This is a genomic window from Shewanella sp. SM20 (assembly GCF_025654545.1).
GTDB lineage: Bacteria > Pseudomonadota > Gammaproteobacteria > Enterobacterales > Shewanellaceae > Shewanella > Shewanella oncorhynchi.
Window position 1 is genome coordinate 26,348 of sequence record NZ_JAKKRK010000015.1, and the last position, 24,329, is coordinate 50,676.

Annotated in this window: 17 protein-coding genes; 13 read left to right on the plus strand and 4 right to left on the minus strand. The window is 44.8% G+C overall.

Features of this window, described 5'->3' with window-relative positions:
* The first annotated feature begins 20 nt into the window (after window positions 1–20).
* Entirely contained in the window at window positions 21–551 is a 531-nt protein-coding gene (gene smrB, locus L5M18_RS08270) for an endonuclease SmrB (protein WP_105252090.1), read from the plus strand.
* Window positions 552–651: 100 nt separating this feature from the next.
* Here smrB and sixA read toward each other — a convergent pair whose 3' ends face one another.
* Window positions 652–1,122: a phosphohistidine phosphatase SixA gene (sixA, locus tag L5M18_RS08275; RefSeq protein ID WP_028761045.1), complete on the minus strand. Its 471-nt coding sequence runs from the start codon at window positions 1,120–1,122 to the stop codon at window positions 652–654.
* 168 nt (window positions 1,123–1,290) lie between these two features.
* Between sixA and L5M18_RS08280 the strand changes: the two genes are divergently transcribed.
* The 3 genes from L5M18_RS08280 (at window position 1,291) to L5M18_RS08290 (ending at window position 9,114) form a co-directional block, all read left to right on the plus strand.
* Window positions 1,291–4,080, plus strand: a complete 2,790-nt coding sequence (locus L5M18_RS08280) for an insulinase family protein (RefSeq protein ID WP_263184860.1) — start codon at window positions 1,291–1,293, stop codon at window positions 4,078–4,080.
* Between the two features lie 284 nt (window positions 4,081–4,364).
* Complete coding sequence (locus tag L5M18_RS08285) at window positions 4,365–8,597, plus strand: EAL domain-containing protein (protein ID WP_263196534.1); 4,233 nt, start codon at window positions 4,365–4,367, stop codon at window positions 8,595–8,597.
* 109 nt (window positions 8,598–8,706) lie between these two features.
* Window positions 8,707–9,114, plus strand: coding sequence for a hypothetical protein (locus L5M18_RS08290; protein ID WP_198572770.1), 408 nt, complete (start codon window positions 8,707–8,709; stop codon window positions 9,112–9,114).
* A gap of 380 nt (window positions 9,115–9,494) precedes the next feature.
* Here L5M18_RS08290 and L5M18_RS08295 read toward each other — a convergent pair whose 3' ends face one another.
* The 3 genes from L5M18_RS08295 to fadI all read right to left on the minus strand — a co-directional run bounded on the left by L5M18_RS08295 (window position 9,495) and on the right by fadI (window position 13,585).
* Window positions 9,495–9,695 (minus strand): hypothetical protein, encoded by a 201-nt coding sequence (locus L5M18_RS08295; RefSeq protein ID WP_259560658.1) that lies wholly within the window; start codon window positions 9,693–9,695, stop codon window positions 9,495–9,497.
* A 453-nt stretch (window positions 9,696–10,148) separates the two neighbouring features.
* Complete coding sequence (gene fadJ, locus L5M18_RS08300) at window positions 10,149–12,269, minus strand: fatty acid oxidation complex subunit alpha FadJ (RefSeq protein WP_263196537.1); 2,121 nt, start codon at window positions 12,267–12,269, stop codon at window positions 10,149–10,151.
* 5 nt (window positions 12,270–12,274) lie between these two features.
* Window positions 12,275–13,585 (minus strand): acetyl-CoA C-acyltransferase FadI, encoded by a 1,311-nt coding sequence (gene fadI, locus L5M18_RS08305; protein ID WP_263196539.1) that lies wholly within the window; start codon window positions 13,583–13,585, stop codon window positions 12,275–12,277.
* A gap of 262 nt (window positions 13,586–13,847) precedes the next feature.
* On the opposite strand from fadI, the gene L5M18_RS08310 reads away from it, so the two are divergent.
* The 9 genes from L5M18_RS08310 (at window position 13,848) to putP (ending at window position 24,150) form a co-directional block, all read left to right on the plus strand.
* Window positions 13,848–14,804 carry an AAA family ATPase gene (locus L5M18_RS08310; protein ID WP_028761051.1) on the plus strand — a complete coding sequence of 319 codons (957 nt, stop codon included), beginning with the start codon at window positions 13,848–13,850 and terminating at the stop codon, window positions 14,802–14,804.
* Between the two features lie 24 nt (window positions 14,805–14,828).
* A complete protein-coding gene (locus L5M18_RS08315) occupies window positions 14,829–15,782 on the plus strand; it encodes a DUF58 domain-containing protein (RefSeq protein ID WP_263196541.1) in 954 nt (317 codons plus the stop codon).
* A gap of 2 nt (window positions 15,783–15,784) precedes the next feature.
* Window positions 15,785–16,429 carry a DUF4381 domain-containing protein gene (locus L5M18_RS08320; protein WP_263196543.1) on the plus strand — a complete coding sequence of 215 codons (645 nt, stop codon included), beginning with the start codon at window positions 15,785–15,787 and terminating at the stop codon, window positions 16,427–16,429.
* Window positions 16,423–17,442: a vWA domain-containing protein gene (locus L5M18_RS08325; RefSeq protein WP_263196544.1), complete on the plus strand. Its 1,020-nt coding sequence runs from the start codon at window positions 16,423–16,425 to the stop codon at window positions 17,440–17,442. The genes L5M18_RS08320 and L5M18_RS08325 overlap by 7 nt, the downstream gene beginning before the upstream one ends.
* On the plus strand, window positions 17,442–19,493 hold the full coding sequence (locus L5M18_RS08330) for a VWA domain-containing protein (RefSeq protein WP_263196545.1): 2,052 nt from the start codon (window positions 17,442–17,444) through the stop codon (window positions 19,491–19,493). Before L5M18_RS08325 ends, L5M18_RS08330 begins: the two co-directional genes overlap by 1 nt.
* Window positions 19,487–21,208, plus strand: a complete 1,722-nt coding sequence (locus L5M18_RS08335; protein WP_263196546.1) for a BatD family protein — start codon at window positions 19,487–19,489, stop codon at window positions 21,206–21,208. Before L5M18_RS08330 ends, L5M18_RS08335 begins: the two co-directional genes overlap by 7 nt.
* Before the next feature lie 72 nt (window positions 21,209–21,280).
* Window positions 21,281–21,844: a sigma-70 family RNA polymerase sigma factor gene (locus tag L5M18_RS08340; protein WP_006085483.1), complete on the plus strand. Its 564-nt coding sequence runs from the start codon at window positions 21,281–21,283 to the stop codon at window positions 21,842–21,844.
* Window positions 21,837–22,541: a DUF3379 domain-containing protein gene (locus tag L5M18_RS08345; protein ID WP_113940703.1), complete on the plus strand. Its 705-nt coding sequence runs from the start codon at window positions 21,837–21,839 to the stop codon at window positions 22,539–22,541. The genes L5M18_RS08340 and L5M18_RS08345 overlap by 8 nt, the downstream gene beginning before the upstream one ends.
* 157 nt (window positions 22,542–22,698) lie before the next feature.
* Window positions 22,699–24,150 (plus strand): sodium/proline symporter PutP, encoded by a 1,452-nt coding sequence (gene putP, locus L5M18_RS08350; protein ID WP_263196547.1) that lies wholly within the window; start codon window positions 22,699–22,701, stop codon window positions 24,148–24,150.
* Window positions 24,151–24,329 lie beyond the last annotated feature (179 nt).

The window sequence follows — 24,329 nt, forward strand, 5'->3', positions numbered from 1 at the left end:
GATTCAATAGAATACCCGCCATGAATAAAGACGACGACAAAGAAGGCTTGGCGATGTTCTCAGCGCTTATTGATGGAATTAAACCCATCACGCAAAATAAGCGACACTTTCGCATGCCCTTAAAAACCAAACAGGAAATAGAACTGAAAGAGCAGCAACTGCATGCTAACAGTTATTTCTCAGATACTTATCAGCCACTACTGCCTGTACAAGGGCCGATGCGTTGGTTAGAAGAAGGTGTTGACAGTTTAGAGCTCAAGCGCCTCAGACGTGGGGATTACCAGCCAGATTTGCTGCTGGATTTGCACGGCTATCGCCAATCGGAAGCCAAACTTGAGTTAGCGGCACTGATCCAAGCCTGCGTTAAACAGCAAAGCCTGTGCTGCTGCATTATGCATGGTTACGGCAGTGGCATATTGAAACAACAAGTTCCCATGTGGTTAGTGCAGCATCCTATGGTGAAGGCTTTCCATCAGGCCCCTAAAGAATGGGGCGGCGATGCGGCGTTATTAGTGCTGATTGATATTGGTGAGCAACCGCATAGACGTTAGCTCGCTATCGGCTTAGGCTTTAACATTTACTATTTAGCTGAAAAAAAACGGCCCATTTAATGTGGGCCGTTTGTTTTGTAAATAGAGATATTAACCTAGATTAGCTAATACTATGGGGGGCGTGCTGCCATACAATCGACGCTTGCTCGGCATGTTTATCAATGAGCGTAATGCCTGACGTCGCGAATAATGGCGGCTCAACGCCAGCCACTAACTCACTGACTAAGTAGCCCAGTAACGGCATGTGAGCAATCACGAGTACTTTATCCGCTTTGTATAACTCAGCATAAGCAACAACCAAGGCGGCTACATTGGCGGGATCGCCAGAAGGCACAAGATCATCGGCGACTAGCCACTTACGCGGCTCAGGAAAATGCTGACTCAGTTCCTGCCACGTTTGCTGTGCTCGTAAGTAAGGACTAACTAAAACAAGATCGAAATCAGCCACACTGCGAGCTAGCCAGTTGCTCATCAACACAGTATGGTGCCTTCCAACATCGGTCAGTGTTCTGTCTCTATCAGACTGAGCATTAAATCCGGCGTCACCATGTCTCATCAAAAATAGCTGCATATTCTCTCGCGACTCAAACTTGTTTTTGTTTTATCCCAATTGTAGCCCTAAAATCCGTTTCAACAAACCTCACAAGACTTAATCTTTAGTCGATAAACACAAGAGATATTTGCTAAAAACCATTAAGACTATCAATATATAACAAGCTATCGTTACCGGAGTGTCTCTTTGCAAGCCTCTCAGTCCATATATAAAAGTCCAAATGATCACCGCCAGTATCGTTATCTTGTATTAGATAATGCGCTCAGGGTGTTATTGGTTGAAGATCAAGATGCTAGCCAAGCTGCCGCATCTATGGCTGTTGGCGTGGGTCATTTTGATGATCCCGCAGATAGACCCGGCATGGCGCACTTTTTAGAGCATATGCTCTTTCTAGGTACTGAGAAATTCCCAGACTCAGGCGAGTATCACGCCTTTATCAACCAACATGGCGGCAGCAATAACGCTTGGACGGGCACAGAGCACACTAACTTCTTTTTCACCATCAATGAAGAAGTGTTTGCCGACTCCTTAGACAGATTCAGCCAATTTTTTATCGCCCCCAAATTTGATTTAGATTTAGTCGATAGAGAACGCCAAGCTATTGAATCTGAATTTAGTTTAAAACTGAAAGATGATATCCGTCGAACCTATCAAGTACTCAAAGAGACAGTCAACCCACTGCATCCATTTTCGAAATTTTCCGTAGGTAACTTAGTCACCTTAGGCGGAGAACAGGCACAAGTACGTAGTGAATTACTCGATTTCTATCAAAGCCATTACAGCGCCAATTTAATGACCTTGTGCTTAGTCGCTCCGCTTTCCCTTGATGAATTACAAGATTTAGCCTGCCACTATTTTAGTGGGATCCGAAACTTGAACTTAGTGAAAAACTATCCTCAAGTACCACTATTTTCAGAAAAAGAACTGTTGAGGCAAATCGATATTGTGCCGCTTAAGGAGCAAAAACGCTTAAGCATCAGTTTTAATTTCCCAGGAATTGATCACTACTACAAACGTAAGCCTTTGACTTATATCAGCCATATTTTAGGCAATGAGAGTCATGGCAGTCTGTTGTCGTATCTAAAAGAACAAGGATTAGTGAACAACTTGTCTGCGGGCGGCGGTGTAAATGGCTATAACTTCAAGGATTACAGTATCGGTTTACAGTTAACCGATAAAGGGCTAGGCAATCTCGATGAAATTATCAGCTGCTGTTTTGAGTATATTGAACTTATCAAAACCCAAGGCTTAGATGAATGGCGTTATTTGGAGCGTGCAAACCTGCTCAAAATGGCGTTTCGTTATCAAGAACAAGTTAAATCACTCGATTTAGCCAGCCATCTCAGCATTAATATGCATCACTATGAGGTCGAAGACTTGGTCTTTGGCGATTATCGGATGGATGGGCTAGATATCCCTGAAACCATTGAGCTACTTGAGCTCATGGTGCCACAGAATATGCGTCTGCAGCTTATCGCCCAATCGGTTAAAACGGATCGTAAAGCTAACTGGTATCACACACCGTACAAAGTCCGCCCAATTGCGCCACAGTCCCTCGCTCGTTGGCAAGTGAACAATATTCGCCCTGAATTACAGCTACCGGCTGCAAATCCTTTTATTGTCGCCGACTCGATTGCCCGTCCGGATAAGAGCGATGTTGACGTGCCAGTGATAGTTGCAGAATCAACTGGATACCGCATTTGGCATAAGAAAGATGATGAGTTTAATGTGCCAAAGGGTCACATGTATTTATCGCTGGATTCAGAGCAGGCAAGTAAAACACCAAGGCATGCCGCCCTCACCCGCTTATATGTTGAAATGCTACTCGATTATCTCACCGAGCCAACCTATCAGGCTGAAGTTGCAGGCTTAAGCTATAACATTTATCCGCATCAAGGCGGAATTACACTGCATTTATCGGGCTTTACCGGCAATCAAGAAACGTTATTAGCGCTATTAATCCATAAAGCCAGAGAGCGCAATTTTACCGAAGAGCGCTTTGCCCTCATAAAATCTCAGCTACTGCGCAGTTGGCAGAATCAAACACAGGCTAAACCGATTTCACAATTATTTACTAGCCTGACTGTTACGCTGCAAAAAAGCAGTTATGAACCAGCACGCATGGCTCAAATGTTGGAAGATATTAGCCTAGAAGATTTACATAACCATGTACGCGCCTTCTACGAAAAGATCTATCTTGAAGGGTTAGTCTACGGGGATTGGCTAGTCTCTGAAGCACAAGCTCTCGGCAAACGTTTAGAGCACATTTTATCCTTAGTTTCGACGCCGAGCGCCGAGTCCACCAGAGAATTAGTGAATTTAACAGGCCAAGGCACGTTACTGAGAGAACTCGCGATAGATCATCAAGATAGCGCAATTATTGTGTATTACCAATCTGCCGTGGCAACACCCGAAAAAATGGCGCTATTTAGCTTACTGAATCACACTATGTCGTCCACCTTTTTCCATGAGCTGCGTACTGAAAAACAGTTGGGCTATATGGTAGGCACAGGTTACCTGCCGCTCAATCGTCATCCTGGACTTATTTTCTATATTCAGTCACCCACAACTGGACCACTGCATTTATTAGAGGCCATCGATGAGTTTATTGCCGACTTTAATTATGCAGTGATGCAAATCACCAACGAAGAATGGGAAAGCACAAAGGTAGGTCTGATTAATCAAATCATGGAGCACGACGCGAACCTCAAAACTCGCAGTCAACGTTATTGGGTCAGTGTCGGCAATAGAGATTATCAATTTAACCAAAGAGAACTCGTCGTAGACGAAATCACTAAGCTCACCCGCACTGATTTACTCAAATTCATGATGCGTAAAATGCGTACTAAGCACAGCGATCGCTTAGTGTTATTTAGCACAGGTGAACAACACAGAACCCAAGCCGCGCTGATGTCAGACAAAATGATCACGGATCTTAAAGTTTTTAAGCAAACGGCAGAAAAGTTTAATTTCTAAACAAAAAACACTTTTGCTCACACATTTGTGAGCAAAGTTAGGTAAACAAACAGAACCGCTACAAATCAGTCCAACTATAGTCGTATCTTTCAGTGTTGGACGTAATCCTGATGTAAAACATGGCTAGCCCATGTTCTACCACTTCAGCACCGAACAATTTTACTGCATCTACATGCTGTTAAAAGGATTTTCTGCGGACTCTACTTTGACAAACCGCTCACTTTCTGGAAAAGTGATGTAACACAATTGTTTCATGGCATCCTCGGATAATAAGAACAAACACTATGCCTAAAGCACTCTTGAGAATTTTCTTTCTTCTAGCTATTTTCCTATCGACCGCAGAAGCGCAACAATTACCAATCGCTTTAAAAACTGAGTCTTATGGCGTCCCAGAAGGCCTATCCCAGAGTACAGTTACATCGGTCATTGAAGATAATGATGGTTACATCTGGATTGGTACTTTGAACGGATTAAATCGATTCGACGGTGAAGAATTTAAGCATTTTTTTGCACATGATCACTCTGGTCTATCTAGTTCATTTATTCAAAGCCTATTATTTGACAATAAAACAATGTTAGTTGGAACTGACAATGGTTTAAATGTTTACGACTCAGCACTTGAATCCTTCAAAAAACAGGAACAAATAAATGAAGCCATATGGTCTATAAATGACAATGGTGAAATTTATACTATAGGTACTAAAAACAAGATCATTGATATTAGAAAAGATAATTTAGAAATAATAAAAACATATCAAGATGAAAGCTTTAGCTTCATAAAGAAAGCAATTAAGACTAATAACGGCTACATTGTAAGAAATCATGATGGTAAAACTATTCATTATCACGAAGATTCAACAACTACTATTTTATCCCTACAATCTGTAGACATAGTAAAAGGCAAAAGTGGAGTTTATATTTTAACATCAGATGGTATTTATAAAAAAATATCAGAAGACATACCGAAATTTCTTGCTGGTGAGTATACAGGTCTAGCAGTGATTGATGGTCAAGTAATACAAACAAACCTTGAATCATCAGAGGTAACATCAAAAGGTTATGTATTAGAAAAGAAAGAAATCACTAATCAAGTTCAAGCCTATAGGACGAATAACTATACAATAATTCCTTCATTAAATATGGGATTCATTCTAATCAGAGACAGCAGCAATGTTGTAAAGTCCCTAATAAACCCTATCGGAAACATCTGGTCAATAAGCTTATTAGACAATGAACAAATTGTGACATCTGATGATAGTAGTGAAGTAGAAATATATAATTCAAACTTTATCTTCAAGGATAAAATAGACACAGAAATATCAGGACCTAAATATATTATAAGGAACAGAGACTCTTTCATCATTGGAGGTAACAATGGCCTTTATGAGTTTAATGGGGATTTAAAAACAACACTATTAAGCGATAGTATTGTCACTCTATTTAAAAACCAAAAAAGAACCGAGTTAATTGTAGGAACAAGTAAGTCAGACATATACATAATTGATCTACTAGATAGAAAAAAAATTCGTAAACTATCACTAAAGAATAAGCACCCAATATTCCAAATTCAACAGACTCTGGATGGCACACTTCTACTTGCTACTCAAGGTGGATTGGTAAGTATAGATACTAACGGCAACGAAAAAACAATTTTTGATGATGATTTTGTTTATTGCATAACTGAGACACCAAATGAATATCTTTTTGGAACTAGAACTTCAATCTATTCGACTAATAAAGAAACGTTAGAAATCAATAAAATTTATAACTCAAACAAACCAATTTACTCAATCGCAATTGATAATAGTAATGACTTTATGGCATCTTCCATAAATGAGTTAATTTTAAGCAGAAATGGGAAATTACTAACACTAACGACTGACTATGGTAGTCAAGAAGAATACAATAATCAGAGTGGGATATTCTGGAATGGCAGTTTCTTTTTTGGTGGAATAACTGGCGTTAGTGCCATAAATAAAGCCAATGCAATATCTTATATTGAAAACAATGTTATAAACACCAATATCAGTGAGCTTTTAGTATTTAATAAAACTGTTAATATAGGCGATAACCCACTAGAAAAAAGTATATCAAAATCAAAAATAATTGAATTAAAATATTCAGACTATCCATTTACATTGAAGTTCAACTCTCCGAAGTCAAGTCATAAAAATATTGAGTACTTTTATAACCTAAATGGCCTATCTGATACATGGATTACTGCAAAAGGTACAAACTCTGCAACCTACACAAACCTCTCACCTGGTCATTATATTTTTAATGTATTTGGTGAAAACCCTGTCACCGGAGCAAAAGGTCCAGTAAACTCCCTTAACATTTATATATCGCCTCCATGGTGGCTATCTTATTGGGCAAAATTAATTTACTTCATAACTACATTGCTAATAACTTTTTTTATTATTAAAGCTATATTACGAAAAAGAGAAGTGCAACGCCAAATAGCGCTCAGCGAAGAAAGATTAAAACTTTCCCTTTGGGGAAGTGGTGATGAAATGTGGGACTGGGACATAGAAACTGGCAATATTTTTCGCTCCAATATCTGGGGAGCTCTTGAATTTCCCCGTGATGGGCATCGTTCTGGAAAATCGGATGAAGAGAGTAATATACATCCTATGGATCAGGAACGTGTTCGTGAAGCGCTTAATAAGCATTTTTATGGTGAAACAGATCATTTTGAAGCCGCATATAGGGTAAAAGGCAAAGACGACAATTGGGTATGGATCTTAGACCGTGCCAAAATTGTAGAGCGGGATGACAAAGATAATGCCCTGCGAATGACTGGAACGATTAAAAATATTAGTCAGTTTAAACAAAAGGAAGAACAACTAAAACTCTTTGAAAAAGCAATTGAAAACATTTCGGAAGGCATGTTTATCCTCGACAACGAATACCGTTTTGTCGAAGTCAACGAAGCTTGCTGTAAAATTTCATTACGTAACCGAACTGATTTTATTGGCAACTTACTCACATTTGATTTATATCCAGAAACCTTCTCCACCCAAATTAGAACTATGTTAAAACAGCAAGGTCGCTGGGCAAATGAAGTCGAAGCAGCCAGAGGAGATAACAGTCACTTCCATATGGAACTCACTATCGATGCTATCTATGATGAGTTAGGCGAATTATCACACTATGTCGGTGTTTTTTCTGATATATCAAGACGTAAGCAGCAAGAAGAAGAACTTAGAAAATTAACCAATAACGATCTCTTAACCGGACTACCTAATCGATCCAACTTACAAGTGACCTTAAATAACCTAGTGAATCGAGAAATAGCTCATGCGCTTATGGTGCTTGATCTTGATAATTTTAAACGTATTAATGACTCCTTAGGCCATCAAATTGGGGATGCATTATTAAAGCTCGTTGCTACCCGCATTAAGTCCTTACTTCCTAAAAATACCAGTATTTATCGTCTAGGCGGAGATGAATTCGCCATTGTATTAGACAAGAGTTCAGATATAAGCGCCAGCGCTGCGATTGCTAACCGTATTATTGAGGGATTAAAACCTGCATTTGACGTTAGCAATGAACAGCTAGTCCTAGGATTAAGTATTGGCATAGTGCTATTCCCAGAAGATGAGCAAAGCGAGCAAGCACTACTGAGAAAGGCTGACATTGCTATGTACCATGCTAAGTCTGCGGGAGGTAATTGCTACCAGTTTTATTCTGAGTCCTTGAACCAACATGCAATTAGGCAATTAGAAATAGAAAATCTTATCCGTGAAGGCTTAAAAGATGATCTATTTGAAGTTTATTATCAACCTAAGGTTGATCTTAAAAGCGGTAAAATTGCAGGTATGGAGGCTTTAGTCAGATTAAATCATCCAATACATGGTTTAATTCCCCCCAATGACTTTATTCCACTTGCTGAAGAAAACGGTTTGATTGTTGAAATAGGTGAAATTGTCTTACGCAAGGCCTGTTTCGCAGCGCAAAAATGGCGTGAACAAGGCATATTCAGCGGCAGAGTCGCCGTCAATTTATCGTCACGTCAATTTGCACTGCCTGATATTCAACAGCGAATAGAGTCAATATTAAGACTCACTAAACTCCCCGCATGTCATCTTGAATTAGAAATAACTGAGGGAACCGTCATTAAACAGCCTGAAACGGCAATTATTGTCATGCAGCAATTGGCTAAAATGGGCGTCAGTTTAGCACTCGATGATTTCGGCACTGGGTACTCGTCCCTTTCATACTTAAAACGCTTTCCTATTCATACTTTAAAAATTGACAAAGCCTTTGTTGACGATATAGATAAATCTGATCGCGATCTCAAAATGGTCGATTCTATTATCACCATCGCCCATAACATGGGGCTTTCTGTTGTGGGTGAAGGCGTAGAACAAGCAGCACAATTGAACATTTTACGGGCACTTAACTGTGAAGAAATTCAAGGCTATATTTTTAGCAAGGCCATAAAAGAGACCGAATTTACTCAGCTACTTCAAGAAGACATGGTAAAGCCAAACACTAATAGCAACATTACCTAATCATTTAACTCTCAATTTGATTTTGATTTACAACATTGGCACAACAAGTGCAACAGCGCTATTAGTGTCAATAATAAATCAATATTAACTACCCTGAGAGATAATTAGAATGATTAAAGGAATATTAACTGTTGTAGCATTAACATCATCGCTTGCTGCTGTAAGCAATCTTACTTCCTTAGATAGCATAGATACCTTCTCAGCAGTACCAAATGTTCGCTTCAAACAAACTGAAGTTGCTGCCGTACCAAACGTTCGCTTCAAACAAACTGAAGTTGCTGCCGTACCAAACGTTCGCTTCAAACAAACTGAAGTTGCTGCTGTACCAAATGTTCGCTTCAAACAAACTGAAGTTGCTGCGGTACCAAATGTCCGCTTCAAACAAACTGAAGTTGCTGCGGTACCAAACGTTCGCTTCAAACAAACTGAAGTTGCTGCAGTACCAAATGTTCGCTTCAAATCAATTGATGTTGCTGCGGTACCAAATGTTCGTTTTACCGAAACAACTTTTGCTTAATAAAAATTTTTATTAAGGAGCTAAAATGCTGAATTCAATCAAAAAAGCACTTGGTTTATCCAAGCCAGCGCGTAAAAAAGTTAAGTTGCCTGAAGGCTTGAATCACCTTGAAGTGATTTCTGCAAAAGGTTGGTGGAACTAATTTAAGTTCTGTAGCCATGAGTCTAACTCATGTACAGTGATAGTGAATTAAGTTAGCGCAGCTTAGAAACAATAAAGGGAGCATTGACTCCCTTTAGTTTTAAGTGAATATAAAAGTACTAACTAATAGTCATGTAGTCATGTAGTCATGTAGTCATGTAGTCATGTAGTCATGTAGTCATGTAGTCATGTAGTCATGTAGTCATGTAGTCATGAAAATTACATAAAATATTGATAAATTAGCTATTTAATATCCCTTCCTCACTACAACGGATTTTCCTCAAAGCTAAATGGCGGTGTGTCGTAAAGAGCGGATAAGCCAAAGGCCCTAGCACAAAACCCAGTAATGTCCAATGCGTAACAGAAAGGCCTGCGGTAAATGCAGCTAAGCCGAAGTACCAAGCCGAGATTAATGCGATAAAGATAACCAGCAAAGCCACAAACCACCTCTTTAAAAAATAACAAAAAAAATCATAAATATAGGGAAATTAATCCCCATCAAAATGCGGATGCTCCTCGCGTAGTCTTGCTGATTGATGCACATGTTAAATACGCCGTTTTAACAGCAGGATAAATGTACTCCGCACAGTGCAGAAACGAGTAGTGCTCATTCATTGCTACGCTCTCAGTACAGAACACATAGCTCTGAGCACTGATAGTACAGATAGTACAGATAGTACAGATAGTACAGATAGTACAGATAGTACAGAAAACTGAGCACGGCTCTCTCGATCAAGCGCTCGGATTATACAAGATCCACATCTAAGTTATGAACATTTTTTAGGCAAAAACATGCCTTATGGCAATAAAAAAAGCGGCAATGATCTGCCGCTTTTTTGTTCAGCCTTGATTGGCTAAGACATAGATTAACTATGACTTAGATTCACTGAAACTTAGAAAAAGTGCGCGTTTTCTTGAGCCATGGTTTTTAAGCGCTCACAAGGTTCGAATCTGCTACCCAATTGGCTTTGATAACCTTCAAGAATTCGCACTAAGTTCGCGGCGCCCAAAGTGTCAATATAGTGGAATGGGCCACCGAGGAATGGCGGGAAGCCAATACCGAAAATGGCGCCAATATCACCATCTCTTGGCGATGCGATAATACCGTCTTCTAAACAACGCACCGCTTCGTTGAGCATTTGTACGACACAACGCTCGGCAACCGCTTTTGCGTCTTTATTGGTGCCAGGCTTAATGCCTAACACGCCATAAACACTCTCATCGACAGCTTTAGCTTTCTTGCTCGATGCGCCGTATTGATAGAAACCTTTACCATTTTTACGGCCTTTACGATCGTCACCCAAAAGCTTGTCAAAAGCCGCTGGCGCTTTAAAACGTTCACCCAATTCTTTTTCGAGGATTGGTGAAATCTTAGCGCCCACGTCGATACCCACTTCGTCGAGTAAAGTAATGGGGCCCACAGGGAAACCAAACTTCACTAAGGCTTTATCCAGATGTTCAACACTTTGGCCTTCAAGTAATAATTGCGCGGCCTCGTTCATGTAGAGCGCAAGAATACGGTTCACGTAGAAACCCGCGCCATCCTGCACCACTATCGGTGTTTTACCTTGCTTACGGGCAAATGCGACCGTGGTCGCAATGGTTTCTGGCGACGTTTTAGCATGGGCAATCACTTCCACCAGCGGCATTTTCTCTACTGGCGAGAAATAATGCAGACCAATCACGTTCTCTGGACGTGTCGCCGCCTCGGCGATTTGGCTAATAGGCAAAGATGAGGTGTTTGACGCAAAAATAGTGTGCTCACCACACTCACGCTCAATGTCTTTCACCATTTGATGCTTAAGCGCTAAGTCTTCAAATACCGCTTCCACAACGATGTCGGCATCTTTAACGCCTTTATACTCAGTGGTTGTAGTCATCAGTGCCATTAAGTTGTCACGGGCAGCAGGCGTCATATGGCGGCGCTTTACCCCTTTATCCAACAACTTATAAGCGTAGGCTAATGCATTGCTTAAACCTTTTTCGCTGATGTCTTTGACCCTAACAGGGATTTTAGCCTTAGTGGTCGTCACAGAGGCGATGCCTCCGCCCATTAAACCACCACCTAAGATCACCGCTTTTTTCACTTTACGCGGGCTTGCACCTTCAGCGCCAGTTTCTTTCTTCATTTCTGTGGTCGCGAAGAAAATACTGCGCAGCGCTTCAGACTCTTTCGATACCACTAATTCGGCAAAATGACTGGCTTCGACTTCTAGCCCTTTTTGCATCCCCTTCGCAATCCCTTGACGCACGCAGTCAATGATCTTGGCAGGCGCAGGATAATTACCTTGGGTTTTCTTTTCGACCTGCTTAGTCGCTTGATCGAAAATAATGTTACGGCCGAAACTCGTGCCTTCAAGCACTTGATTAACGAGTGACTTCTTAACTGGTTTCGGTGCACGTTTACCCGCAAGCGCCATCTCAACTGCGGTTTGTAACAGAATCGTCTGCGGCACAACATCATTCACTAAGCCCATTTTCAAGGCTTGTTTAGGACGAATTTGTTTACCGGTCAACATCATATCTAAGGCGGTGGTAATGCCGACTAAACGTGGCAAACGTTGAGTCCCGCCGCCGCCTGGCAATAAGCCAAGTTGAACTTCCGGTACGCCGAGCATAGTCTTGCCATCATCGCTACATACCCTTTGATGACAAGCTAAGGCTAACTCTAAACCACCGCCTAAACAGGCACCATGGATTGCGGCAACCACAGGAATAGTTAAGGCTTCTAGCTCATTAAAAACCACATGGCCTTGCTGGGATAAGGCTTTGGCATCGCCCGCCGTTTTACAGGCATCGAGCATAGAAATATCTGCGCCCGCAACAAAAGAATCTTTTTTGCCTGAGATCAGCACTAAACCGCGAATGCTCGAATCACTTTTGATCTCGGCCAGAATCTCACTGATTTCAGGGCCAAACTGCGCTTTTAGGGTGTTCATGCTTTCGCCAGGAACATCCATAGTCAGGATGGCAATGCCGTCGTCGCGGCGGGTTAAATTAAAGGTCTTTTCCATGCCGATTACTCCACTTCTAGTATCATAGCCACGCCCAAACCACCAGCCGCACAGGCTGTTGTTAGGCCAGTTCCACCACCACGGCGCTTAAGCTCACGACACACTTGCGTGATCAAACGGGTTCCCGTTGCAGCAAAAGGATGACCATAGGCAAGCGAGCCGCCGAGCACGTTAAACTTGCTCATGTCGATTTCACCAATGGCGCGGTTACGGCCAAGTTTTTCTTCGGCAAATTTTTTCGAAGCAAACATCTGCATGTTCGCTAATGTCTGCGCCGCAAAGGCTTCATGCATTTCAATCAGGGTAAGATCTTCTAGTTCCATTCCAGCACGTTTCAGCGCCAGTGGCGTCGCGTAAGAGGGCCCCATCAGCATGTCTTGCCACACATCAATGGCGCTAAAGGCATAGCTCTTAATGTAGCCAATCGGTTGATAACCTAAGGCTTTAGCTCGACCTTCACTCATCAGGATAATCGCTGAGGCACCGTCAGTCAGTGGCGTGCTGTTGGCCGCCGTCACAGTACCATGCTGTTTGTCGAATGCAGGGCGCAACTTAGCGTATGACTCCAGTACCGAGTTTTCGCGGATATTGTTATCGCGATCGATAAACTGTTTATACGGCGGCACATGGGCAACCATCACTTCGTCACGAAGATGGCCCGAAGCCCAAGTTTCACTCGCTAAGGTGTGCGAGCGGTGCGCTAAAGCATCTTGATCGGCGCGGCTAATATTGTAGGTTTTTGCCATTTGCTCAGCGGTTTGTCCCATGGACAAGCCCGTTGAGTACTCTGCCACCGCAGGCGGCACAGGTAATAAATCCTTTAAACCTAAACGGCGGAAAATTTGTAACTTTTGCCCAAAGCTACGGGCTTTATTCAGATCGACTAACGCATGGGCTAATTTTTTCGATACACCGATAGGTAATACAGAGGAAGAGTCGGCGCCGCCCGCAATACCGATTTCGATATTGCCTGTCATGATAGATTCGGCCACGTTGACGGCAGATTGAAAGCTAGTTGCACAGGCGCGAGTGACACTATAGGCATCGGTCGACACATTCATGCCAGTACCGAGTACGATTTCACGGGCAATGTTAGGTGCAGCCGGCATTTGCACCACTTGTCCATACACTAATTGCTCAATCAGCTTAGGATCGAGTTCTGAGCGCGCCAATAATTCATTGACCACCATTTTGCCCATATCGAGCGCCGATACGCCGTGGAATGCCGTGGCTTGCTTTGCAAAGGGCGTTCTTAAACCCGCTACAATGGCGATACGTTCACCCTTGGCGTTCGTAACCTGTTGTCTATCACTCATTTGTCACCCTCTTTATGTGCGCAATCGCTGAGAGATTTCAGGCGGCGCTATCGATTTCCGTGTTTGACCCATTGTTTTACGGCGAAAAACGCCCAATAACAGGTCTGACCATTAAAGTGTGATCTGATTCTAACTTCTTGTCAGCAAGTTTTAAACACCTGTTTGTTTTTTTAACACTAGCCAAACCCTAAGGGAATTCTTTACCATAGCTGTTGTCTATAGCCCACACACGTATTTTCAACATAATAAAACGAGTAGCATCATGCCTTTGAGTCGCTTCCACGCATTACGCACTTACCTAAATAAGGTTGTTTTAGGGCAGCCAGTATTGACCGAAAATCTGCTCATTGCCTTAATTGCCAATGGCCACTTATTAGTTGAAGGACCACCGGGGCTGGCCAAGACCCGTGCGGTGAAAGCCTTATGTGACGGGGTTGAGGGCGATTTCCACCGCATTCAATTTACCCCAGATCTACTGCCCGCCGACTTAACCGGTACAGATATCTATCGCTCGCAAACTGGCACCTTCGAATTTGAAGCCGGACCGATTTTCCACAATTTAATCTTGGCGGACGAAATTAACCGTGCCCCAGCCAAAGTTCAGTCAGCCTTATTAGAAGCCATGGCCGAAGGCCAAGTCACAGTTGGTAAGCACAGCTATAAGCTACCGCCGCTGTTTTTAGTGATGGCCACCCAAAATCCATTAGAGAACGAAGGCACGTATCCGCTGCCCGAAGCACAGCTTGACCGTTTTCTGATGCACTTAAACCTTGATTACCCGAGCGGCGAGACTGAAATCGAAATTCTGCGTCAATCCCGCAAAGAAGCGCTGACCCACGAATTGCCAACCACTGAGCCGATTGCACAAGCAGATGTGTTTGCCGCCCGTGACGAAGCCATGGAAATCTATCTTGCCGAGCCGCTCGAAAAGTACATAGTCGAAATCGTGATGGCGACCCGTGAGCCTTTACGTTACAGCGAAGACTTAGCTAAGTGGCTTGAGTACGGCGTCAGCCCGCGCGCAACTATTTCATTAGAACGCTGTGCCCGCGCCCGCGCTTGGCTGCACGAGCGGGACTTTGTTTCACCGGAAGACATTCAAGCTGTTGCGCCAAATGTATTACGCCATAGACTCCTACTTAGCTACCAAGCACAGGCCGAAGGTGTCAGCCGCGATCACGTGATCAACCACATCTTAAGTCAAGTTGCAGTACCTTAACGGTGAAGATAAAGGTGAAATAAGATGAGTGACACAGCGCGACTCTCAGCCTCGGTCGATGGCTTGCCGCTTTTTGCCGATGGCTTGCATTTAACCGAGCAAGAGCTGCTGGCGTGCCAAAATATCGCCCGAGCTATGCCTGAGCGTTATAGCCGTGCCCGCGCTAATTTAGCGGGCCATCGCAGCAGCTTAATCAAAGGCCGCGGCATGGAGTTTGCCGAGGTGCGCCACTACCAACAGGGCGACGATGTGCGCACCATTGATTGGCGCGTTACCGCTCGTACAGGCACAACTCACACTAAGTTATTTGTCGAAGAACGTGAGCGCCCTATTTTATTGTTAATCGACTTGAGCCAAAGCCTCTATTTTGGTTCGAGTTTATTGCTGCAATCAGTGCAAGCAGGACACCTTGCGACCACCTTAGGTTGGAATGCAATTAACCATGGCGATCGGCTCGGCGCCTTGATCGCCTGCGAGTCTGAGCATTTAGAGCTCAAACCCCGCAGCCGTCGTCAAGGCATATTGCAATTGATCTCAGGCCTGCGCCGTGTGCACGAAAATCAGCTCAATCATGTTGGCAGTGGCCAGCGCGATCCTGACCATATCCTGCGTGCCTGTCAGCGATTACAACGTATCGCCAAACCCGGCTCCTTAGTTTGGATCGTGACAGATGGCAGCCATTTTAGTCCCCAATGTATCGCGCCTCTCACCGAGCTTAAGCGTCATTGCGATGTGGGTGCCTATCTTATTACCGATCCTCTGCGTCAAGGCACACTGCCGTTACCGCACAACTTTAATTTGCCGGTACGGGATGGGGATGAGAACTTAGTGCTTACCCGCCACAGTTATCAGGCTTGGCTCGACATTCAGTTACGTCAGCAAAACGATTTTATCGCCATGATGCAGCAACTGCGCGTACGCACCCAGCTCATAGATGCGGGGGCTCCCCTAGCCCATCAATTGGAATTATTGCGTTAACTATGGATCCAGCAACAGTGAATTCAGAAATAGCAAATCCACAGGCAACAGTACCTATGCCTTCTACGGCGTCAAACCCAGCCCTTGCACAACTGCAGGATATTATTCATCCCGATCCGATCGGCGCTTGGCCTTGGGCAATCGGTTATTGGCTGGTTTTAGCACTTGTGATTGCCCTCATCACACTCTTAGTTATCTGGCTAAGAAAACGCGCCCGTGACTTAGCGCCAAAAAAAGCCGCTAAACAGTTACTCAATCAGCTCGATAGACAAGCGACTTCCTATGCCTCTGACGTCAACAGCCTATTAAAGCGCACCGCCATAAGTTACCTCAGCAGAGAAGCAATAGCCTCCTTAGATGGCGAAGCTTGGGCGGCTTGGCTAGACAGCTATTTACCCGAGCATAAACGCCAACGTATCGGCCCCTTATTAGCCAAACGCCATCAGGCAACGCCATTGACCTTAGCTGAAGCCAATGAATTGCATCAACTCGCACAGGCTTGGTTGGCATCAAAAGTAAAACTGAGTGCGCCTGAGCCGAATCTTGTTCAAGCTAAGGGCTACATTCAAGCTAGTGGCGACGCTCAAGCTAAAAGCCAAGCGCCAACCCAGCAAACTGACACTGAAAAAGCGGAGGCACAATGTTAACAATTGCATGGCCTTGGCTATTGATATTATTGCCTTTACCTTTGATTTTTTGGCGCCAATACACAGTACAAGTGGATGGTGGCCGGCTGCAATTACCCGGAATAAGCCAAACCGGTAAACAAAGCTTAGCGGCCAACACGCGCCAGAGCCGCAAACGCTACTGGCTGATGTGGTGCCTGTTAGTGCTCGCTATTGCTCGCCCACAATGGCTTGGTGAACCTATCGAACTGCCAAGCCAAGGCCGAGATTTGATGATGGCGGTGGATTTATCCGGCAGTATGCAGATTGAAGACATGGTGGTGAATGGCAAAACCGTCGACCGTTTTACTTTAATTCAGCACGTCGTCAGTGACTTTATCGAGCGCCGCAAAGGTGATCGTATCGGTTTAATTCTCTTCGCCGATCACGCCTATTTACAGGCGCCGCTGACCCAAGACAGACGTTCAGTGGCGCAATTTTTAAAAGAAGCACAAATTGGCTTAGTCGGTAAGCAAACCGCCATAGGTGAAGCTATCGCTCTAGCGGTAAAACGCTTCGATAAAATGGACGAGAGTAATAGAGTATTGATTTTATTGACCGACGGCTCTAACAACGCTGGCAATATCGAACCAGAGCAAGCAGCGCAAATTGCCGCTAATCGTAAAGTTACTATTTATACGGTTGGTGTGGGCGCAGATGTAATGGAGCGCCGCACACTCTTTGGCCGCGAGCGGGTTAATCCTTCGATGGATCTGGATGAAAACCAACTTAAGCATATCGCCGACGTCACCCACGGCCGTTATTTTCGCGCCCGTAACAGCCAAGAGCTAGACCAGATTTACCAAGAAATCGATAAACTCGAACCTGTGAGTCGCGATCAATTAAGCTATCGTCCGCAGGCAGATCTGTTCTACTGGCCGCTGGCACTAGCATTACTGACGAGTCTGTGGATTGCCTTAGGTCAATTGCCACTGTTTGCAGCGCGCCGCGTTAAACCCTCTGTCGCAACCACTTCACAGGGGAACATCAAATAATGAGCCTACATTTTATTCGTCCCGAATGGCTACTCGCACTAGTACCGCTAGCCTTAGCCTTGTTGAGTTTATGGCGGCAACACGAGAGCCACAGCGCTTGGAATCGTTATATTGCGCCGCACTTAGCCAAGATATTGGTCTCCCAAGGTAATAAGAAATCCCGCCGTCCGTTGCATTTATTAGCCTTCACTTGGTTGATTGCGACATTGGCACTCGCCGGACCTGCCGTGAATAAACAATCCTTACCTGTGTTTGCCGCAGAGCAAGGCCGCGTACTGGTGATGGACATGTCCGTATCTATGTTCGCCACCGATCTTGCGCCGAATCGGTTAACCCAAGCTAAATTTAGGGCAACGGATCTCCTGCGTAATCTTAAAGAAGGTGAAACAGGTTTAGTCGCCTTTGCCGGCGATGCCTTTACTATCAGCCCATTAACCCGTGATACCAGCACATTACTCAATTTACTGCCGACCTTAAGTCCTGAGATCATGCCCGTTCGTGGCTCAAACTTAGCGGCAGGCTTGACCCAAGCCAAAACGCTACTGGCTCAAGGTGGGCATATTCGCGGTGATATTATCCTGATGACAGATGGCATAACTGCTGCCCAGTTTGATGAGGCTAACTCGGCATTAAGTGGCACCCAATATCGCCTCGCCGTCGTCGCTTTTGGCACTAGCCAAGGTGCGCCAATCCGTCTACCCGATGGACAATTACAACGCGACAGCAGCAACGAAGTCGTTGTGGCCAGCACTGATTTCGCTCTGCTACAAAAACTGGCCGTGAATAACAAAGGCGTTCTGATCCAGAATCGCACCGACGGTAATGATCTCGCCCAATTACAGCAATGGTTAAGCGATGCTGGCGATGCGAAAGCCACAGATCTTGATGGTGAAACTTGGCAGGATCTCGGTCCTTACCTCGCCTTATTATTACTGCTACCCGCCCTTTTCAGCTTTAGACAAGGAATCGTGACCAGTGTTGGATTTGTCACTCTTGCTGGCAGCTTACTGCTCGCGGCTGTGCCTCAGCCAGCCCATGCCAGTGTCTGGGACAATGCCTGGGACAATGTGTGGAAAACCACAGATCAACAAGCGATGCAGGCCTATCAATCCCAAGATTACGCAAACGCCGCTAAGCAGTTTGAGTCGCCCCAATGGCGTGGCAGCGCCCAATATAAAGCTGGTGATTTTGCGCAAGCACTAAAAACCTTCGAGCAAGATAGCTCAGCCCAAGGCCTCTACAATCAAGGCAATGCGTTGATGCAACTCGGTAAACCCGATAAGGCCAAGGAGCGCTATCAAGCCGCGCTTGAGAAACAAGCTGATTTCCCTGCGGCGAAGGCCAACCTTGAACTTGCTGAAAAGTTATTGCAGGAACAGCAACAACAGCAAGGTAAAAACAAGCAACAGGATAAGAACCAAGATCAACAAGGGGATCAACAGTCCGGTGATCCCCAATCAGGTGATCAACAGTCTGGTGACCAAAAGTCGCAGGATAAACAGCAATCTGACCAAGATAGCGCTCAGAAAGATAAGCAAGATCAAGCAGGGCAAGAGTCTCAGGATCAACAGGACGATGCCAATTCTGAGCAAAGCCCTGAGCAGCAAAAAACGAATGAGCAACAGTCTGAGCAAGATAAGCAAAATGGCAATGCTCAGGACAAGCAGAATGAAGCTCAGCAAGGTCCCGCTGAAGATAAAGCGCAACAGGATCAACAAGCTCAGCAGGAAAATGAGCCGGTAGATAATGAAGCTAAGATGCAAGCGCAGGCTAAAGCCGATGCTGAAGAGCAAAAGTCAGCTGAGCAAGAAAAGCAAAGCGTTGCCGCCAAAGAAGCTCCTGAGCAAAATGCACAAGATAAACAAGAGGCTGCGATGAGTGAATCGGTCGAGGCACCGCCAACCAATAGCGAGCCACTGCCCGCAGAAATGCAACGAGCACTGAGGGGCGTGAGTGAAGACCCGCAAGTGTTACTGCGCAACAAGATGCAGTTGGAATATCAAAAACGCCGTCAAAATGGCCAAATATCAAAGGATAACGAACAGTGGTGACGAGACAATTTTTTATCCTGCTACTCCTTGCCATCGGAGTGGCTCATCCCGCCTTTGCACTTAGCAAAATTGAGGCCTCGGTCGATCGCAACCCTGTGATGGAGGGCGAATACTTTGTGCTCAACATCAGTGTCGATGACGAAGTCGATACCGGAAAGTTTGACACATCCGCACTACTGAAAGATTTTATTGTCGGCCGTACTAGCGTGAGTCGCAGCACGCAAATCATGAACTTCGATGCGGTCAAAGAAACCCGCTGGCAAGTACTGCTCGCGCCAAAACAACAAGGCCAGTTAACCATTCCAGCCTTTAGTATTGACGGCGTCAGCTCATCGCCTATTCCTCTCAAAGTGGTCGAAACCGGTAGCCAGCCCGCGCAAATGAACAATCTGTTCATTGACGCCAAAGTCTCGACCGACGAAGCCTATGTTGGGCAGCTCATTACCTACAAGGTGAAGCTCTATCTGGCGGTAGAATTACAAAGGGGCGTATTGAGTGCACCAGTAATCGAAGGCGCACAGATCAAACAAATCGGAGAAGATAGGGATGGTTCAGAGATAGTCGATGGCCGACGTTACCGCGTGATTGAACGCACCTATGGCATCATTCCCGATTTGCCCGGCCAAGTGAATATCAAAGGTGCAACCTTTGCTGGCGATGTGTTGGTAGAATCCCAACGCCGCGGCGGCATGTTTGGCTTTAATGAAAGCCGCCCAATGCAAGCAGGCGCTCCCTCACTGACAGTTCAAGTGAATCCCGCACCAGCAAGCTTCCAAGGCCAATGGCTGGTTGCCGATTTAGTAGCGCTAAAAGAAAACTTCCCAGAGGATATTAAAAAGTTTACCGTCGGTAGCCCTATCACCCGCACTATTACGCTGTTGGCTTCCAATGCCGATGAAAATAGTCTGCCTGATATAGTGCAAACTCTGCCCAATGAGCTTAAGTCATACCCAGAAAAACCCCAGCGGCAGACCTTTGTGCGCGATGCACAAATTGTTTCGCAGTACAGTATTACTTCGGCAATCGTTCCCAGCAAAGCGGGCACCTTTACCTTGCCCGAAATCAAAGTGCCTTGGTGGAATCCGCGCCTTAAACGTCAAGAAACTGCAACGCTGCCCGCACGTACCATAATCGTTGAAGGTGGTGCTGTCAGTGATACGCCAGCTCAACCAACATGGGAAACCAACTCAGCGGTCGATAAGGGCTGGTCTTGGCTAGCCACGGTTTTTGCTGCGCTATGGCTGGTCACTCTAATCGCTTGGATTATCACCTTAGTCGCTTGGCGCCGCGCCTTAAAAAATCAAACGGCCGCCCAAATTTCAGTAAACTCTTCAATCAGTTCAGCACAATCAGTGACTGCCTCTGGCTTGAAAGGATTAGAGCAAGCCTGCGCCAGTGGCGATGTGAGTCGAATTATGTTGCAATTGCAGCGATATTTCAGTGAGTTACAGCAAACGCCTATGACATTAGATAAGATTGCTGAGCAGTCACCACAACTGGCAGCAGCGATACAGCAACTGCAAATCAAAGCCTACAGTGCGAAGGCCGATAAGAGCCACCATACTGACAGTGCTAATACGAGCAGTGCGAATTCTAACAATACAAATAGCCACTTAAGCGCCGAATGTACCGCCTTACTTAACGCGGTTAAGGCCTGTGAGCATAAACATTCAAACCCAAAATCAGCGCCATTAAGCACACTAAATCCTAAATAAATGATGGGGTTAATGACAAAGAAGCGAGTGCTACTATGCTAAATATTCAGCCAAAAAGCCCAAAGATAAAAAATGTTTGCTAACTGGCGCAAGAAATCCGTCGAGCCTGCGGTCTCTTCTGACATGCTAAGCAAACAACGACGATACAACAGCCTAGTCAAGGCGCTACATGCAGACATTTTCCGCTACGCCTATTGGTTATGCGGCGATAAGCACGTGGCTGAAGACATTACCCAAGAAACCTTCTTGCGGGCGTGGCGCTCTTTGGATTCCCTCAAGGATGATAAAGCGGCGAAAGCTTGGCTGATCACGATTCTTAGGCGTGAAAATGCGCGGCGTTTCGAGCGTAAACAGTTCGATTATTCCGACGTTGAGCAAGATACCTTAGAGGACAATATCTCCAATAGCAGTGAAGAGCAGACCGAGCAATATCTGATCCGTCGACAAATTGGCAAGCTGGATATCGAATACCGCGAACCACTCTTACTCCAGCTCATTGGTGGCTTTAGCGGCGATGAAATCGCCGAGCTGATGGAGCTCAATCGCAACACCGTAATGACGCGTTTATTTCGGGCGAGGAGCCAATTGAAAGAATTACTTGAGAAGAATGATGTGAGAGGTCAATCCAATGGATGAGCTTAAATTTAGACGTCAAGCTTATGAAGATCCTCATAATCAAGATGCTGACTTTCTGGCGCAGATCAATTCAAAGCCAGAAAACCAAGCCCTAATCAATGAGCTTAAAAACCTTGATGCCAAACTGAGCAACGCATTGAAAGTGGATGTGGCTGAGGATCTCGCCGACAAACTCATTTTGCGTCAGCAGTTACAACAGCACCATAAACAGCGCCGGCAAACGTTTTTTTTAGTGGCCATGGCAGCCTCGGTCGCGTTTGTGGTAGGCATCAGCTTCAGCCTATTACGCTTAGGGCCTATTGATTTGGCTGAACATGCACTGGCCCATGTCTACCATGAAGATATTGCCTTGCATGTCGATCAAAATGTCAATTTTAGTCAAGTCAATGCCCAGCTTGCGTCGATAAAAGACTTTGGCAATGCCAAATTTACCCAACAACCGGGCAAAGTGTATTACACCTCTTATTGCGATTTTCAAGGGGTAAAAAGCCTGCACTTAGTTCTTCAGGGCGAACAAAGTAAGGTGACACTCTTTATCGTGCCACTCGAGAAACGTATGGTGTTGGATAAAACCTTCGCCGACGGTAAATATCAAGGGATGGGCTTTGAAACGCCCGATGCATTTATTTTGCTCATAGGTGAGGATCAAGCTGACCTTCGCTATATAAAAGACGAAATCAAGAATATATTTATTTAAGCTATTGTTATAAATTGCATTTAAAAATCAATCTCCGATATTTTCATGTTATCGGAGGTTAGATTTCAATCACACTTACATCTGCTAATGGGCGCACGTTCAAACATCTGGTAGCATGCTTGCCACTTTTAATAATAAAAAGATGGGAAAAGGCAAGATGACGATTGAAACCCCGATTTTAATCACATTTGTTGGTTACTTAGTATTGATGATGGGCATAGGTTTTTGGGCTTACCGTGCTACCGATACTGTTGATGATTATATTTTAGGTGACCGCAAAATGGGCCCCGCAGTGACCGCACTCAGCGTGGGTGCATCTGACATGTCAGGTTGGCTGTTACTGGGGTTACCCGGCGCAGTTTACTTAAGCGGCTTAGGTGCAGCCTGGATTGGCGTAGGATTAATTATTGGTGCTTGGCTAAACTGGTTATTTGTTGCCAAACGACTGCGCATTTATACCCAACTCGCCGATAACGCCCTCACTTTACCGGATTTTTTCGAGAAACGTTTCCACGATACCCAAGGCTATCTCAAGCTCGTTTCTGCAATCACTATTCTGGTGTTTTTTACTTTCTATGCCTCCTCTGGCATGGTCGGTGGCGCGATTTTGTTTGAGAAGGTCTTTGGGCTTGATTACACTGCAGCCCTCGTGATTGGCTCGGCCATCATAGTCGGTTACACCTTTATTGGCGGTTTCTTTGCCGTGTGTTGGACTGACTTTTTCCAAGGCAGTTTAATGCTCATCGCCCTATTGATTGTCCCTTTTGCCGTTTTCGCTCACCCCGAAAGCCATGCAGGTATTGAAACGATTGATCCCGCAATGTTGGCATTGGTCAATGACAAAACCACTGCCATCGGCATGTTATCTTTGCTCGCATGGGGCCTAGGTTATTTTGGTCAGCCACATATTTTGTCGCGTTTTATGGCGATAGGCAGTGCCGATGCCCTGCCCTTGTCACGCCGTATTGCCATGAGCTGGATGGTGTTATCTCTCATTGGCGCGTTAGCCACAGGTATCGCAGGCTCGCTCTATTTCGCCAAAGAGCCATTAGCCAATTCTGAAACAGTGTTTATCCATTTAGCTCAAGCGGCGTTTAACCCATGGATTGGTGGGCTATTAATCGCCGCTATTTTATCGGCAATCATGAGTACTATCGACTCACAACTCTTAGTCTGCTCAAGTGTCATTACCGAAGATTTCTACCGTAAATGGTTGCGCCCAAAGGCCGATGATCGCGAGCTAATGATGGTAGGTCGTTTAGGTGTACTCGCTATCGCTGTGATTGCAGGTGTGATTGCCCTCAATCCTGAAAGTAGCGTGCTTAGCCTAGTGAGTTATGCTTGGGCAGGCTTTGGTGCGGCCTTTGGTCCCGTAGTCTTGTTATCCCTGTTTTGGAAGCAATACAGCCGTAATGGCGCTATCGCCACTATTATTGTCGGTGCATTAACCGTGGTGATTTGGAAGCAACTCACTGGTGGCATTTTTGAAGTATACGAAATCCTTCCTGGGTTTATATTCGCGACTATTGCGGGTATTTTAGTCAGTAAATTCTCTGCTCCAAGTGAAAAAGTAACGACAGAATTCGAACAATTTAAGTCTGCACTCTAATCTAGATATGTTTCCATATGTTTAAAAGCGCACAAGTGTGCGCTTTTTACATTTTGTATCCTTTTAAATACCCTACGCACCATTACAAACCGTTAACTTCAATTGAAACCCATAGCAGCACCAAAAGCCCTTCATATCAAGCATCTGGCCAGACCATTCAAGCATACTAAAGTATCACT